The organism is Cobetia sp. 29-18-1, assembly GCF_029846405.1.
Lineage (GTDB): Bacteria > Pseudomonadota > Gammaproteobacteria > Pseudomonadales > Halomonadaceae > Cobetia > Cobetia amphilecti.
Window position 1 is genome coordinate 22,923 of record NZ_JARWKS010000015.1, and the last position, 14,992, is coordinate 37,914.

Sequence of the window (14,992 nt, forward strand, 5' to 3'; positions counted from 1 at the left end):
GGCGGCGCTCAACTGGAGACATCCTGATGCAAGCCATCATGCTCAAGGCCAAGCTGCACATGGCCCGCGTGACTCACGCCGTCCTCAACTACGAGGGCTCCTGCGCCATCGATGGCGACCTGCTCGACATGGCAGGCATTCGTGAGTACGAACAGATCCAGATCTACAACGTGGACAACGGCAAGCGCTTCACCACCTATGCCATTCGCGGCGAAGAAGGCTCGAAGATCATTTCGGTGAACGGCGCCGCAGCCCACCAGGCCGATGTGGGCGACCGCGTGATCATCTGCGCCTTCGCCCACTACGCCGAGAGCGAGCTGGACGCGCACAAGCCCTCCATGGTCTATCTGATGGAAGGCAACGAGGTCAGCCATACGGCCAACGCCATCCCGGTCCAGATGGCCTGAGAACCCCTTGCTGCCTGCCGCTCCACGCCCTGAGGGCTGATGCTTTCAGGCCTTGAGCCTGCCGCGAGCGCTCCAACACGACGCCAGCCCTGCCTGCCAGAGCGCTGGCGTCGTGCCGTCTGGACAGGCGATACATATGGCTAAAGGCTGACACTGGAGATGCCCTTTGGCGATTGCCGCACCGCACAAAACTGCCTTATGCTGGAATCTCACCTCAGCAGGACTGCGCCTCGCCCGCTTGATGGCATGGCCATAGTCGCAGCCAATTGACTCAGACAGTCTCGCAAGAGAACAGGAGCGTTCAGATGCAGGATGTGGTGATCGTAGCAGCCCGTCGTACCGCCGTAGGCGCCTTCGGTGGCAGCCTGGCTGGCATTTCCGCCGCGGATCTCGGCGCACATGTCATCAAGGATATCCTCGCCAGCACGGGTGTCAGTGGCGATCAGGTCGATGAAGTGCTTCTGGGTCAGGTGCTGACAGCAGGATGCGGTCAGAACCCGGCACGTCAGGCGGTCATCAAGGCAGGCTTGCCGGAAGGCGTGCCCGCCATGACCATCAACAAGGTCTGCGGGTCTGGCCTCAAGGCGCTGCACCTGGCCACCCAGGCCATCCGTTGCGGCGATGCCGAGCTGATTCTGGCCGGCGGCCAGGAAAACATGTCCCTGTCTCCGCACGTGCTGCCCAACTCGCGTGACGGCAAGCGCATGGGCGACTGGAAGGCGATCGACTCCATGGTCCACGACGGTCTGTGGGATGCCTTCAATGACATCCACATGGGCATCACCGCCGAGAATCTGGCTGAGAAATACGAGATCACCCGTGAAGCCCAGGACGCCTTCGCGGCCGCCTCTCAGCAGAAGGCCTGCGCAGCCATCGAAGCTGGCCGCTTCAAGGGCCAGATCGTCCCGGTCGAGATCCCGCAGCGCAAGGGCGACCCGATCGTCTTCGATACCGACGAGAACCCGCGCGCCGGCACCACGGCCGAGAAGCTCGGCGGCATGCGTCCGGCCTTCAAGAAGGACGGCACCGTCACCGCCGGCAACGCCTCGGCGCTCAACGACGGCGCTGCCGTGGTCATGCTGTGCTCCGCCGACAAGGCACGCGAGCTGGGCCTGACGCCGCTGGCGACCATCAAGGCCTACTCCAACGCGGGTGTTGATCCGAAGATCATGGGCATCGGCCCGGCGCCGGCGACTCGCCTGTGCCTCAAGAAGGCCGGCTGGAGCCTGGAAGACCTCGACCTGATCGAAGCTAACGAAGCCTTCGCCGCCCAGGCCCTGTCGGTCAACAAGGAGCTGGGCTGGGATGTCGACAAGGTCAACGTCAATGGCGGCGCCATTGCCCTCGGCCACCCGATCGGCGCCTCCGGCTGCCGTGTGCTAGTCTCGCTGGTGCACGAGATGATCGAGCGTGATGCCAAGAAGGGTCTGGCGACCCTGTGCATCGGTGGCGGTCAGGGTGTCGCGCTGGCCATCGAGCGCAGCTGATCGCTCACATATCTGAACCCCCGCCTGAACCCTCCCTGCTCGCGCAATCTTGAGCAGGGAGATATGCAAAAGCCCCCGCCAGTGACCTGGCGGGGGCTTTTTGTTGCCCGGAGAATGCGCCTCTCATGCAGAGCAGGCAAGACCGGGGCGGGGACGCTCCGCGACGATCGGTCAGTCCTGGGCGGCGGCCTCTTCAGCCTGAGCAGCGGCAAAGGCCGCCTTCTCTTCTTCGCTGATCTCTTTCAGCGACAGCTTGACGCGATTGCGGTTGTCGATGTCGAGCACCTTGACCACCACCTCATCGCCTTCGTTGAGGTAGTCGCGTACGTCATTGACCCGCTCCTCGACGATCTGCGAGATGTGCAGCAGACCATCAGTGCCCGGCATGAAGGTGATGAAGGCACCGAAGTCGGCGATGCGCGCCACCTTGCCGGCATAGAGCTTGCCGATCTCGGCCTCGGCAATGATGCCCTCGACGTATTTGGCAGCCGCCTGCGCTTGCGCCTTGTGCTCGGCATAGATGCGCACGCTGCCATCATCGTCGAGATCGACATTGGCGCCAGTTTCTTCACAGATCTTGCGGATGGTGGAGCCGCCCTTGCCGATCACGTCACGCACCTTGTTGGGCGCGATCTTGAGGGACAGCATCGCCGGGGCATTGTCCGAGACTTCCTGGCGACTGGCGGCCAGCACCTCATTCATCTGCGCGAGGATGGTCAGACGTGCCTCGAGGGCCTGTTCGAGCGCCTGCTCAAGAATCTCCTCGTCGATCCCCTCGATCTTGATGTCCATCTGCAGCGCGGTAACGCCTTCGGCGGTCCCCGCGACCTTGAAGTCCATGTCACCGAGGTGATCCTCATCGCCGAGGATATCGGTCAGTATCGCGACGCCATTGGCGTCCTTGACCAGCCCCATGGCGATACCCGCGACCGGCGCCTTGAGCGGCACACCGGCGTCCATCAGCGCAAGCGAGGCGCCACAGACGGATGCCATCGAGCTCGAGCCATTGGATTCGGTGATCTCGGAGACGACACGGATCGCGTAGGGGAAGGCCTGCAGCGACGGCAGCATGGATTCGATGCCCCGACGCGCCAGACGCCCATGACCGATCTCGCGCCGCTTGGGCGCGCCGATGAAGCCCGTCTCGCCGACGCAGTAGGGCGGGAAGTTGTAGTGCAGCATGAAGCGGTCCTGCTTCTCGCCGGACAGCCCTTCGATCAGCTGTGAGTCGCGCGTGGTCCCCAGGGTGGCAGTGGCGATCGCCTGGGTCTCGCCGCGGGTGAACAGCGCCGAACCATGCGCCTTGGGCAACACGCCCACCGCCATGTCCAGCGGCCGCACGGTGCGCGTATCACGACCATCGATACGCGGCTCACCGGCGATCACGCGCTGACGCACGATACGCTTCTCGAGCGCCGCGAAGGCCGTGGCGACAGCCTCGACACTGAAGCGCGCATCATCCTCGGCGCCCAGCAGGTCGATGGCCTGCGCCTTGAGCGCCGACAGACTGTCCTGACGCGCCATCTTGTCACTCAGGCGATAGGCATCACCGATCCGGGTGGCGAAGCTCTGCTCCAGCGCCTCGACCAGCACGCGGTCGAGCTTCTGCGGCACCCACGCCCACTTGGGACGATTGACCTTGGCGGCGAACGTCTCGATCCCCGTGATGGCCTTCTGCATCTCGTGATGGCCATAGAGCACGGCGCCGAGCATCTCGTCTTCCAGCAGCTCCCGGGCTTCGGACTCGACCATCAACACGGCCTTCTCGGTCCCCGCCACCACCATGTCCAGCTCGGAATGCGCCAGTTCGCTGTAGCCGGGATTCAGGAAGTAGCCGCGCTGCTCGCTGAAGCCGACGCGCGCCGCGCCCACGGGGCCCGCGAAGGGTACACCGGAGATGCAAAGCGCTGCAGAGGTGCCGAGCAGTGCCGCGATGTCGGGGTCGACATTGCGCTCCGCCGACATCACCGTGCAGACCACCTGCACCTCATTCATGAAGCCTTCGGGAAACAGCGGGCGCATCGGGCGGTCGATCAAGCGCGAGGTCAGGGTTTCCTTCTCGGTGGGACGCCCTTCGCGCTTGAGGAAGCCGCCGGGGATACGCCCCGCCGCGTAGGCCTTCTCCTGATAATGGACCGACAACGGGAAGAAGGACTGGCCGGGTTTCGGCGACGCCTTGGCCACCACGGTGCACAACACCGAGGTATTGCCCATGGTCACCATCACGCTACCGGTCGCCTGACGCGCGATGCGGCCGGTCTCGAGGGTGATGGTGTCATTACCGTACTGGAAGCTGTGCGTTACCGGGTTCACGGCGCATGTCCTTTAATCTGATAGTCATCGATGCCAGACGCTCATGGTAAAGCGCGCCACAGGCAATGAAAAGCGGGTTGATCCCACGCGACAAGCGGGCTGCAGCGCGGGTCGAGCCTCTGATCTGAAGCCCGGATCACCTCGGTATCAGGCACAAAAAAACCGACACCGCCCGCAGGCAGTGTCGGTTTTCCTGTGCCCACCGGGGGCCCGCCATGCACCGAAGTGCATGGCGGCAACATCGCTGATTAGCGACGCAGACCCAGACGCTGGATCAGAGCGGTGTAACGCTCGAAGTCCTTGCGCTTGAGGTAGTCAAGCAGCTTGCGGCGCTGGTTGACCATGCGGATCAGACCACGACGGGAGTGGTGATCCTGCTTGTTGGCCTTGAAGTGACCCTGCAGGCCATCAATGTTGGCGCTCAGCAGAGCAACCTGAACTTCCGGGGAACCGGTGTCGTTCTCGCCACGGCCGAATTCGGTAACGATCTCAGCCTTCTTCTCAGCGGTAAGTGCCATCTGTCTCTCCAGTAAGCAATATGCTTGATAGATTAGAAATGTCGAAGACCACGCATATTTGCAGTCTTCATGCGGCTTGCGGCGAGGCCGCAATCAGCTCACCCAGCCGCCGCCTCGACGGCAGAACTGAGCAGTCGGCGAGGAGCGATGACGCCCTCCGCCGCAATCCGGACCAGCCCGAGCAACTGCTGGTCCTGATACACACGAGCCAGGGAGTCCACTTCCAGCGACCCTGTCGTCGTTTCAGCCTGTTGACCACGCAATATCATCCGCGCCATCTCGGCAGTGATGTCGAGACGCGGGAGATGATCGAGCAGGATGTCGACAGGTAACAGAACGCCTTCACGTGCCTGCTGGTCAGCCAGCGCCTCGAGGCGCTCGAAATCCAGCATGGCATCACCCGTGAACGGGCCCGTCTTGAGACGACGCAGTGCCGTGAGGTGGGCTCCACAGCCCAGCGCCTCGCCGATATCCTCGGCCAGACTGCGTATGTAGGTACCCTTGCTGACCGCCACTTCGATCTCGATGCCATCGGAGTGCCGCGCAAGAAGCGCCATATTGTAGATGGTAACGCGACGGACTGCACGCTCGATTTCAATCCCCTGGCGCGCCAGCTCGTAGAGCGGACGTCCCTGGTGCTTGAGCGCGGAGTACATCGGCGGTACCTGATCTATCTCGCCACGGAACCTGTCCAGCACCGCGTCCAGCTCGGCCTGCGCAATCTCGGGAACCTCCCGCTCGCGAATCACCGTGCCTTCCGCATCACCGGTATCGGTGACCTGGCCAAACTTGATCCGTGCCCGATAGACCTTGTCTGCCTCGAGAAGATGCGAGGAGAACTTGGTCGCTTCCCCGAAGCAGACCGGCAACAAGCCGGTCGCCATCGGGTCGAGCGTGCCGGTATGACCGGCCTTCTGCGCCTGGTAGAGGCGACGAGCCTTCTGAAGCGCATAGTTGCTGGACATGCCCTTGGGCTTGTCCAGCAACAGAACGCCATCGATCGGCAAGCCGCGACGACGACGCGCCATCAGGCGTCCGGCGTGGTGCCCGGGGCACCATCTTCGCTGTCGTCATCACCGCGTTCAGCACTGCGCTTGCGATCGTCGGCGACCGCATCGTTGATCAGTGAGGACAGGTGATGGCCACGAACGACGCTTTCATCGTAATGAAAACGCAGTTCCGGCACGTGGCGCAGCTGAATGGTGCGCGCCAGCTGGGAGCGCAGGAAACCTGCCGCGCGCTTGAGCACGGCGAGGTTTTCCTTGATGCGTTCCGGGCTGTCGTCACCCAGCAGGGTCACGTAGACATCGGAGTAGGACAGGTCGCGGCTGACCTTGGCGGCGCTGACCGTCAGCATGCCAAGGCGCGGGTCCTTGACCTCGCGCTGAATCAACAGCGCGAGCTCTTGCTGGATCTGGTCCGCCACGCGGTCAGTACGGCTGTATTCACGCATCCGTGATCTCTCCTTGCAGGGGCGCTATCAGAGCGTGCGCTCGACCTGGATCTGGTCGAACACCTCGATCTTGTCGCCAACCTGCACGTCGTTGTAGTTCTTGACGCCGATACCACATTCCATGCCGTTGCGGACTTCGTTGACGTCATCCTTGAAGCGACGCAGGGATTCCAGCTCGCCTTCATAGATGACCACGTTGTCACGCAGCACGCGGATGCGCTTGGAGCGGTACATGTTGCCTTCGACGACCATACAACCGGCGATCGCGCCGATCTTCGGTGCCTTGAAGACATCGCGCACTTCGGCAACACCGACGATCTGCTCGCGGAATTCCGGTGCCAGCATGCCAGTCATGGCCAGCTTGACCTCGTCGATCAGCTGGTAGATGACGCTGTAGTAGCGCAGATCCAGACCTTCACGCTCGACGATCTCACGCGCGGAGGCGTCAGCACGGACGTTGAAGCCGACCAGGATCGCTTCGGAAGCGAGTGCCAGGTTGGCATCGGTACCGGTGATACCACCGACACCGGAAGAGACCACGGCCACCTTGACTTCTTCGGTGGAGAGTTCTTCCAGCGCGCCACGGATGGCTTCCAGAGAACCCTGCACGTCGGCCTTGAGGACGACGTTGACCTTGGCGACTTCGTCCTGACCCATCTGGGAGAACATGTTCTCCAGCTTGGCCTTCTGCTGACGTGCCAGGCGCACTTCGCGGTACTTGCCCTGACGGAAGTTGGCGACTTCACGTGCCTTCTTCTCGTCCGGAACCACGGTGAACTCTTCACCGGCGTCCGGCGTGCCACCCAGGCCCTGGATCTCGACCGGCATGGCCGGACCCACGGAATCGACCTGCTTGCCGAGTTCGTTGATCAGCGCACGCACACGGCCGTAATGCAGGCCGGCGAGGACGATATCGCCCTTCTTCAGCGTACCGTTCTGGACCAGCACGGTCGCGACCGGGCCACGGCCCTTGTCGAGACGGGACTCGACCACGACGCCTTTACCCGGCGCAGACGGCACGGCCTGAAGTTCGAGAACTTCGGAGACCAGCAGGACACCTTCGAGCAGCGCGTCGATGTTCTCGCCAGTCTTGGCGGAAACGTGGACGAACTGGGTATCACCACCCCATTCCTCGGAGATGACACCGTGCTGGGACAGCTCATTCTTGACGCGGTCCGGATCAGCACCCGGCTTGTCGATCTTGTTCACCGCCACGACCATCGGGACACCCGCGGCCTTGGAGTGCTCGACAGCCTCGATGGTCTGCGGCATCACGCCATCATCGGCAGCCACCACCAGGATGACGACGTCGGTCGCCTTGGCACCACGAGCACGCATGGCGGTGAACGCCGCGTGGCCCGGGGTATCCAGGAAGGTGATGTCACCGTTGTCGTGTTCGACGTGGTAGGCACCGATGTGCTGGGTGATACCACCCGCTTCACCTGTGGCAACCTTGGTGCGGCGGATGTAATCCAGCAGCGAGGTCTTGCCGTGGTCGACGTGACCCATGACGGTAACGACCGGCGCGCGGGTGATCTGCTCACCTTCGTAGGAGATGCCTTCGAGAACGGCTGTCTCGAGTGCGTCATCCTTGATCAGCTTGGGCGTGTGGCCCATTTCCTCGACCACGATGGTCGCGGTTTCCTGATCGATCGTCTGGTTGATGGTGACCGCAGCGCCCATGTTGAACATGGTCTTGATCACTTCAGACGCCTTGACGGCCATCTTGTCGGCGAGGTCTGCCACTGAGATGGACTCAGGGATGGAGACTTCACGAACGAAGGTCTGGACCGGCTTCGGCGGCTGACGGTTGGCATCACGGCCACCACGACGACCACCGCGACGCTCGGCGCGCTTGACCTTCTTGGCCCCGCCACGCTTGCGTTCGCTACGGTCTTCACGGGCTTCGCGACGATCACGTGATTCATCACGCGGCGCAGCCTTGGCGCGACGCGGTGCATCACCACGCGGCTCCTTCGGCGGCGCATTGACTTCCGGCGCAGCGTCGGCGGCCGGTGCAGCGGCAGCAGCCGGTGCACTCTGACGCGGACGCTCTTCGCGACGGTTGTCATTGCCACGACGCTCTTCGCGCTGCGGTGCCGCAGCCGGCTTGTCCGCAACGGCAGCTGCCGGTGCAGCAGCAGCCGGCGCTTCTGCAGCCTGCTCTTCGCCCTCTTTGACGTAGGTACGCTTCTTGCGCACCTGCACCTCGATGGACTTGCCGCGACCGCTACCCGTGTTGATGCGAGACTTGGTCTTGCGGGTCAGGGTAATGCGGTTCTTGGGCGCTGCCGGAGCGGCACCACCACCGTGGCTCTTGGTGAGGTGATCAAGCAGCTTCTGCTTGTCGACCTCAGAGACGGCGTCGTTCTCTGACTTGTGCTTCAGACCCGCTTCATGCATCTGTTCCAGTAGGCGGGCTGACTCGCGGCCCACCTTCTTGGCGAATTCTTTGACTGTCATTTCTGACATGTACGACCCTCCTGAGCCCGTGACCTAGTTACTGTTCGCTTGCGAACCAGGGCGCGCGGGCGGTCATGATCAACGCCGCTGCTCGCTCTTCGTCGACGCCTTCGATGTCTTTCAGATCATCGATGGCCTGCTCAGCAAGGTCTTCCATGGTGACGATACCCTTGCTGGCCAGGATGTATGCCAGATGACTCTCCATGCCTTCCATGTTGAGCAGGTCTTCGGCCGGCTGTGCGCCGTCCAGTTGCTCTTCAGTGGCGATGGCGAGATTCAGCAGTTCATCCTTGGCCCGAGCGCGCAGCTCCTCGACCAGATCCTGGTCAAAGCCCTCGACCTCGAGCATTTCCTCGAGCGGGACATAGGCGATTTCCTCGAGTGAGGTGAAGCCCTCGTCCACCAGGACACGGGCTAGATCCTCTTCAATCTCGAGATGAGTGATGAAATATTCGACGAAACTGTCGATTTCCTGCTCGCGCTTGCCCTCGGCTTCCGCCTCGGTCATGACGTTGAGCTGCCAACCGGTCAGCTCACTGGCCAGACGAACGTTCTGACCGCTGCGGCCGATGGCCTGAGCCAGGTTGTCCGCAGCGACAGCGACATCCATGGAATGGGTGTCTTCGTCGACCAGAATGGAACCGACATCTGCCGGCGCCATGGCGTTGATGACGAGCTGGGCAGGATTGTCATCCCACAGGATGATATCCACGCGTTCGTTACGTAGTTCATTGGACACGGCCTGCACGCGTGAACCACGCATGCCGACACAGGCACCGATCGGATCGATGCGCTTGTCGTTGCTCTTGACCGCGATCTTGGCGCGCGAGCCCGGATCACGGGCAGCACCCTTGATCTCGATCAGCTGCTCGGCGATTTCCGGGACTTCGATCTTGAACAGCTCGATGATCAGCTCAGGACGCGTACGCGACAGGATCAGCTGAGAACCACGAGCATCCGCGTCGACTTTCCACAGCAGGGCACGAACCCGCTCGTTCAAGCGGTAGCGCTCGCCGTGAATCATCTCACCGCGCGGCAGGAAGCCTTCGGCGTTGTCGCCCAGATCGATGATGAGGCCATCACGTGTCGTCTTCTTGACGATACCCGCGACCAGCTCACCTTCACGCTCGGCGTAAAGGCGCACCACTTCCGCACGCTCGGCCTCGCGCACCTTCTGCACGATGACCTGCTTGGCGGTCTGTGCAGCGATGCGACCGAACGCTTCGGATTCGATCTGCTTCTCGACCACGGCACCCAGCGCCAGCGGCTCTTCGCGCTGTTCGGCGATGCTGGCCTTGATCTCGTAGTCCGGCGTCTCGAACTCGTCGTCTTCGACGACGGTCCAGCGACGGTAGGTCGCGTAATCACCGGTGACACGATCGATCTTGACGCGGATATCCGCCTCTTCCTGATCGAAACGCTTGCGTGACGCCGAAGCCAATGCCGCTTCGACGGCTTCGAAAATCACATCCCGCGGCACGCCTTTCTCGTTGGAGATGGCGTCAACGACCAGCAGAATCTCTTTGCTCATGACTTTGCCTCGCCAGAAACCTGTCCTTGCGCATCGACCCGGGCTCGCAACGCGAGCGGTGTGCCGACAACGTCAGTTATTTGAACTGCGGCACAATGCGTGCCTGGTCGATGCTTTCAATGGGAAAGCAGTATTCTTCTTCATCGACCCGGATCACGACATCACCGTCTTCGGTGCCAGTCACCAGCCCCTGGAACTTGCGCTGGCCATCGAAGGCCTGGCGAAGTCGCAGTGCCACCACGTGACCGATGTAGCGCTCGTACTGGTCAAGCGTGAACAACGGACGATCCATGCCTGGAGACGAGACTTCAAGCTGGAACTGACCGGTAATGGGGTCTTCGACATCCAGTACGGCACCCACCTGACGACTGACGTTTGCGCAGTTGTCCACGGTAATGCCATCGGGATGGTCGATATAGATCACCAGACGGGACTGCTTGCCTTGGGAGAGATAGTCGATACCCCAGAGCTCGAAGCCCAGAGCAGAGACGACTGGATCGATAAGCGCGTTAAGCGCAGCGTCCTTGGTTGACACAGACGAGGCTCCTACAGCAGTTGCATCAGGCACCTGACCGGGAGTAGAGAAGAGAGCTAGGTGGCTGATTGGCACTGGTGCTAACAAAAAGCCCCTTCATAGGAAGGGGCCTTTCAAGAAACTTGGTAGCGGGGACCGGATTTGAACCGATGACCTTCGGGTTATGAGCCCGACGAGCTACCAGACTGCTCCACCCCGCAACAATAGTCGGACGATGGTAATGTCACCGAAAAAGGAGGTCAAGGAATGACGTCTTTCCAAGGTGGCAGAGTTGCGTCCAGACTGCCAATCGATCTAACAAGATGGTGCCGAAGGGGGGACTTGAACCCCCACGACCATAAGGTCACTACCCCCTCAAGATAGCGTGTCTACCAATTCCACCACTTCGGCACGGGGGCGGGTATCGCCTGAGACGTTACCCGGAAGAATTCAAAGTTAACGCCTTGAATTCCTTAGAGTGCTGGTTGGTCTGCGTTGCCGCTTTCCTCAAGCACTGGCGACGTATTCTCCACACTTTCCTCGGAGTCGTCAAGTGAAGGCAGTGAATTTTTCTGCTGCTCGATCACGCTGGCATTCGGAATGCCCGCTTCGACTGACGGCTGGTTGGCGTTGGACGCGAACCAGGCCAGTGTCAGAGAGGTCGCGAAGAAGCCCGCGGCCAGAACACCCGTGAAGCGCGCGAGGAAGTTGCCGCTACCGCTGGACCCGAAAACGGTCTGGGAAGCACCACCGCCACCAAAGGCAGCGCCAGCTTCGGCACCCTTGCCCTGCTGGAGAAGGACGAGCACGATCAGCGCGACCGCGAGTACCACATGGACCATCAGAACGGCTACTTGCATGAGATTCAACCTGCAGACTGGCAAATGGCTAGGAATTCGTCGATCTGGAGCGAGGCACCGCCCACGAGACCGCCGTCGATATCCGGCTGCGCAAGCAGCTCGGCGGCGTTGGCAGCTTTCATGCTGCCGCCGTACAACAATTGCATTGCCTCGGCGAGCGAGGCAGACCACTCGGCCAGGCGCGCGCGAATGGCCGCATGGACCTCCTGCGCCTGTTGGGGCGAGGCGGTGCGCCCGGTACCGATGGCCCAGACGGGCTCATAGGCGACGACCAGACGTGTGCGCGCATCAGCGGAGAGCGCGGAGAACACCGCCTCCAGCTGTCCCAGCACGACACGCTCCGTGTCACCGGCTTCACGCTCCTCGAGCGTCTCACCGACGCACAGCACCGGTGTGAGGCCAGCGGCAAGCGCCGCCTCGACACGCGCCAGTACCGCCGCATCGTCTTCAGCATACAGGCTTCGACGCTCCGAGTGACCGACCAGCACCATCGTGGCACCGACATCCTTGAGCATCTGACCCGCCACTTCGCCGGTAAAGGCACCCTCGCTCGCCGGGTTCAGCGTCTGCCCCGCCAGCGCCACGCTCACAGGCATGCTCGCGCGAGCGGCGCTCAGATAAGGGAAAGGCACTGCCAGCGCCACCTGAATGCCCTGCGGCAGCTCAGCCGCCTGCAGGCCCCGAGCAAACTCATCGACCAGGGCAAGATCACCATTCATCTTCCAGTTTCCGGCAATCAGCGGTGTACGCATGTGCTTCTCCCTTGTGAGCAGTGCGAGGATGGTAATGGAGCCGCCCTTGACTGACAACCTTCGCGACCCCTGTCAAGCCCCGTGATCCGGCACGATCAGGCTCGGGGCAACTGCCAGAACGACAACAGGCGCACTCGGCGCCTGTTGTCGTTCTGTGCAACCCGACCACTCAGCGACGTGCACCGTCGCCCCGGCGAGCTGCCTTGTCAGCGCATCACGCCGACATGCTGGATTCGACCGTCGCGGCGATCTGGCCTGCCAGCGCATCGACATCGAAGTGCGGACGCCCTTCGACCATGACGCGAATCAGCGGTTCCGTGCCGCTGGGACGCAGCAGCACGCGCCCTTCGTTGCCCAGCGTCTGCTCCACTTCGACCACCGCGGCCTGGACGGCATCCGCCGCCATCAGTGCCTTGTTGTCACAACCCGGCGCCAGACGCACATTGATCAGCGCCTGCGGGGCCTTTTCGAAGCCGACCAGCAATTCACTGAGCGAGCACTCTTCACGCGCCATGATCGCCAGCACCTGCAGCGCCGAGACGATGCCATCCCCGGTGCTCTGGATATGGCTGCAGACGATGTGGCCGGAGGATTCGCCACCCAGCTGCCAGCCGTTGGCTTCCAGACGCTCGATGACGTAGCGGTCACCGACCTTGGCACGCTCGAAGGGAATTCCCAGGCCTTCCAGTGCTGCCGCCAGGCCGAAGTTGGACATCAGGGTGCCGACGACACCACCGCCCAGCACGCCGCGCTCGTGACGGTCACGCGCGATCATGTAGAGGATGTCGTCGCCATCGATGACACGGCCATCGGCATCGACCAGGATCAGGCGGTCACCATCTCCATCGAAGGCCACGCCCAGATCGGCGCCCTGCTCGATGACGGCCGCGCGCAGCGCCTGCGGGTGCGTGGAGCCGACGCCCTGATTGATGTTGAGGCCATCCGGCTCACCGCCGATGACGCTGACCTTGGCACCCAGCTCACGGAAGACGTTCGGCGCGATGTGATAGGTCGCGCCATGCGCGCAATCCAGCACCACCTTCATGCCGTGCAGGCCCAGACGGCCCGGCAGCGTGGACTTGCAGAATTCGATATAGCGACCGGCCGCATCCTGGATGCGTGACGCCTTGCCCAGGCTGTCCGGGCCGACGATCACGATGTCGCGGTCCAGCTCGGCTTCGATCTCGGCTTCCAGCGCATCATCCAGCTTCGTGCCGGCAGCGGAGAAGAACTTGATGCCGTTGTCCGGATAGGCGTTGTGAGAGGCCGAGATGACGATGCCGGCATCGGCGCGGAAGGTGCGCGTCAGATAGGCGATCCCCGGTGTCGGCATCGGGCCGAGCAGGGACACATCGACGCCCGCTGCCGAAAGGCCGGACTCGAGCGCGGATTCGAACATGTAGCCTGAGATGCGCGTGTCCTTGCCGATCAATACCTTGCCGCGGCCGTGGCGGGCAAATACGCGGCCTGCCGCCCAGCCCAGCTTGAGCATGAAGTCTGGCGTGATGGGGAATTCCCCGACCGTGCCGCGAATACCATCCGTACCAAAATAACGTCGACTCATCGTATCGTGCCTTCCTGTAGCACGGCCCATGCCATGTCGACAGCGTCGACAGTCGGGGCCACGTCGTGAACGCGAAACAGTCTGGCCCCGTCACGAACGGCCAATGCCGTCAGTGCCAGGTTACCAGCCAAGCGATCCTCTACCGCGCGCCCGAGGGCATTGCCGATCATGCTCTTGCGTGACGTGCCGATCAGCAGCGGGAGGTTGAATTCATGCAACTGCGCCATGCGGTGATACAGGCGCAGATTGTCTTGCAGTGACTTGCCGAAGCCGAAGCCGGGGTCCAGCAGCAGTCGCTCACGCGCGATGCCCGCCGCCTCACAGGCCGCGATACGCGCCGCCAGGAACGTCCGGACTTCCTGCTCGATGGACTGAGCATAATGCGTATCCTGCTGCATGGTGTCCGGCTCACCGCGCATGTGCATCAGACAGACGGGCAGCCCGCTGTCAGCGGCGGCCTCGAGCGCGCCGTCTCGATTCAGCGCACGCACGTCATTGATCATGCCAGCCCCCAGCCGTGCGGTTTCGCGCATGACTTGCGGGTTGCTGGTATCGATGCTCACCAAGGCGCCCAGTTCGCTCACCAGCCGCTCCACCACCGGGCAGACCCGCTCAAGCTCTTCTTCGGTGCTGACCGGCGTCGCCCCGGGTCGTGTCGACTCACCGCCGACATCGATCATCGCGGCACCATCGGCCAGCATCTGCTCGGCATTGCGCAGCGCGGCGTCCAAGGTCGCACTACGGCCGCCATCCGAGAAGGAGTCCGGCGTCACGTTGAGAATCCCCATCACCCGCGGACGCGAAAGATCGAGAAGGTGTCCAGCGCACTCCAATGACATCAGGTGGCCCACTCGAGGCTCGAGAGGCGTACTCAAGGCAGAATTCGTCATGGCATTCCATGCAGGCGAGAGAGGCGTGAAGGTGACTTCGCAGCCCGGTCAGAAATGATTGGGCACCACTTTAAAGAGCCAGCCCATGGCGCGCAAGGCGTGGAATGACCACCACACGGGGCGTCAGCAGATGGCAACGCCATTGGCTCAGACCTTTCACCCCACGCTCATCATGGCGCTGACAATGCCCGTGCAGAGACATGAGTCGACGCCGTCACGCCACGGCGTAGGCCACTCATC

At 62.4% G+C, this 14,992-nt stretch carries 13 protein-coding genes and 2 tRNA genes; 2 read left to right on the forward strand and 13 right to left on the reverse strand.

From position 1 onward, the window contains the following. Nucleotides 1-26 precede the first annotated feature (26 nt). Together panD and QD208_RS12255 are read left to right on the forward strand one after the other, a co-directional pair. Nucleotides 27-407 (forward strand): aspartate 1-decarboxylase, encoded by a 381-nt coding sequence (gene panD, locus QD208_RS12250; RefSeq protein ID WP_043333409.1) that lies wholly within the window; start codon nt 27-29, stop codon nt 405-407. A 305-nt stretch (nt 408-712) separates the two neighbouring features. Continuing rightward, nucleotides 713-1,894, forward strand: coding sequence for an acetyl-CoA C-acetyltransferase (locus tag QD208_RS12255; protein ID WP_043333407.1), 1,182 nt, complete (start codon nt 713-715; stop codon nt 1,892-1,894). A gap of 171 nt (nt 1,895-2,065) precedes the next feature. Here QD208_RS12255 and pnp read toward each other — a convergent pair whose 3' ends face one another. The 13 genes from pnp to folP all read right to left on the reverse strand — a co-directional run bounded on the left by pnp (nt 2,066) and on the right by folP (nt 14,701). Then, nucleotides 2,066-4,207: a polyribonucleotide nucleotidyltransferase gene (pnp, locus tag QD208_RS12260; protein ID WP_279836967.1), complete on the reverse strand. Its 2,142-nt coding sequence runs from the start codon at nt 4,205-4,207 to the stop codon at nt 2,066-2,068. A gap of 248 nt (nt 4,208-4,455) precedes the next feature. Then, the gene (rpsO, locus tag QD208_RS12265) at nt 4,456-4,725 is read right to left on the reverse strand and encodes a 30S ribosomal protein S15 (RefSeq protein ID WP_024952154.1); all 270 of its coding nucleotides are present in this window, start codon (nt 4,723-4,725) and stop codon (nt 4,456-4,458) included. A gap of 98 nt (nt 4,726-4,823) precedes the next feature. Next, entirely contained in the window at nt 4,824-5,753 is a 930-nt protein-coding gene (truB, locus tag QD208_RS12270; protein ID WP_279836968.1) for a tRNA pseudouridine(55) synthase TruB, read from the reverse strand. Then, nucleotides 5,753-6,178, reverse strand: a complete 426-nt coding sequence (gene rbfA / locus QD208_RS12275; RefSeq protein ID WP_043333400.1) for a 30S ribosome-binding factor RbfA — start codon at nt 6,176-6,178, stop codon at nt 5,753-5,755. Before rbfA ends, truB begins: the two co-directional genes overlap by 1 nt. Nucleotides 6,179-6,205: 27 nt before the next feature. Further along, complete coding sequence (gene infB, locus QD208_RS12280) at nt 6,206-8,650, reverse strand: translation initiation factor IF-2 (RefSeq protein ID WP_043333398.1); 2,445 nt, start codon at nt 8,648-8,650, stop codon at nt 6,206-6,208. Nucleotides 8,651-8,678: 28 nt separating this feature from the next. Next, nucleotides 8,679-10,172 (reverse strand): transcription termination factor NusA, encoded by a 1,494-nt coding sequence (nusA, locus tag QD208_RS12285; RefSeq protein ID WP_054556444.1) that lies wholly within the window; start codon nt 10,170-10,172, stop codon nt 8,679-8,681. 76 nt (nt 10,173-10,248) lie between these two features. After that, nucleotides 10,249-10,707, reverse strand: coding sequence for a ribosome maturation factor RimP (gene rimP / locus QD208_RS12290; protein ID WP_043333393.1), 459 nt, complete (start codon nt 10,705-10,707; stop codon nt 10,249-10,251). A 123-nt stretch (nt 10,708-10,830) separates the two neighbouring features. Continuing rightward, nucleotides 10,831-10,907, reverse strand: a tRNA-Met gene (locus tag QD208_RS12295). Nucleotides 10,908-11,010: 103 nt separating this feature from the next. Further along, nucleotides 11,011-11,097, reverse strand: a tRNA-Leu gene (locus tag QD208_RS12300). A 62-nt stretch (nt 11,098-11,159) separates the two neighbouring features. Next, a complete protein-coding gene (gene secG, locus QD208_RS12305; protein WP_043333391.1) occupies nt 11,160-11,546 on the reverse strand; it encodes a preprotein translocase subunit SecG in 387 nt (128 codons plus the stop codon). Between the two features lie 5 nt (nt 11,547-11,551). Next, complete coding sequence (tpiA, locus tag QD208_RS12310) at nt 11,552-12,298, reverse strand: triose-phosphate isomerase (protein WP_107335694.1); 747 nt, start codon at nt 12,296-12,298, stop codon at nt 11,552-11,554. A 214-nt stretch (nt 12,299-12,512) separates the two neighbouring features. After that, complete coding sequence (glmM, locus tag QD208_RS12315; RefSeq protein ID WP_043333386.1) at nt 12,513-13,862, reverse strand: phosphoglucosamine mutase; 1,350 nt, start codon at nt 13,860-13,862, stop codon at nt 12,513-12,515. Further along, complete coding sequence (gene folP / locus QD208_RS12320) at nt 13,859-14,701, reverse strand: dihydropteroate synthase (protein ID WP_052384525.1); 843 nt, start codon at nt 14,699-14,701, stop codon at nt 13,859-13,861. Before folP ends, glmM begins: the two co-directional genes overlap by 4 nt. Nucleotides 14,702-14,992 lie beyond the last annotated feature (291 nt).

Coding starts and splice junctions, on each gene's coding strand:
- infB (WP_043333398.1), bottom strand. CDS start 8,650: ATGTCAGAAATGACAGTCAAAGAATTCGCCAAGAAGGTGGGCCGCGAG.
- tpiA (WP_107335694.1), bottom strand. CDS start 12,298: ATGCGTACACCGCTGATTGCCGGAAACTGGAAGATGAATGGTGATCTT.
- glmM (WP_043333386.1), bottom strand. CDS start 13,862: ATGAGTCGACGTTATTTTGGTACGGATGGTATTCGCGGCACGGTCGGG.
- folP (WP_052384525.1), bottom strand. CDS start 14,701: ATGTCATTGGAGTGCGCTGGACACCTTCTCGATCTTTCGCGTCCGCGG.
- rpsO (WP_024952154.1), bottom strand. CDS start 4,725: ATGGCACTTACCGCTGAGAAGAAGGCTGAGATCGTTACCGAATTCGGC.
- nusA (WP_054556444.1), bottom strand. CDS start 10,172: ATGAGCAAAGAGATTCTGCTGGTCGTTGACGCCATCTCCAACGAGAAA.
- rbfA (WP_043333400.1), bottom strand. CDS start 6,178: ATGCGTGAATACAGCCGTACTGACCGCGTGGCGGACCAGATCCAGCAA.
- truB (WP_279836968.1), bottom strand. CDS start 5,753: ATGGCGCGTCGTCGTCGCGGCTTGCCGATCGATGGCGTTCTGTTGCTG.
- secG (WP_043333391.1), bottom strand. CDS start 11,546: ATGCAAGTAGCCGTTCTGATGGTCCATGTGGTACTCGCGGTCGCGCTG.
- panD (WP_043333409.1), top strand. CDS start 27: ATGCAAGCCATCATGCTCAAGGCCAAGCTGCACATGGCCCGCGTGACT.
- QD208_RS12255 (WP_043333407.1), top strand. CDS start 713: ATGCAGGATGTGGTGATCGTAGCAGCCCGTCGTACCGCCGTAGGCGCC.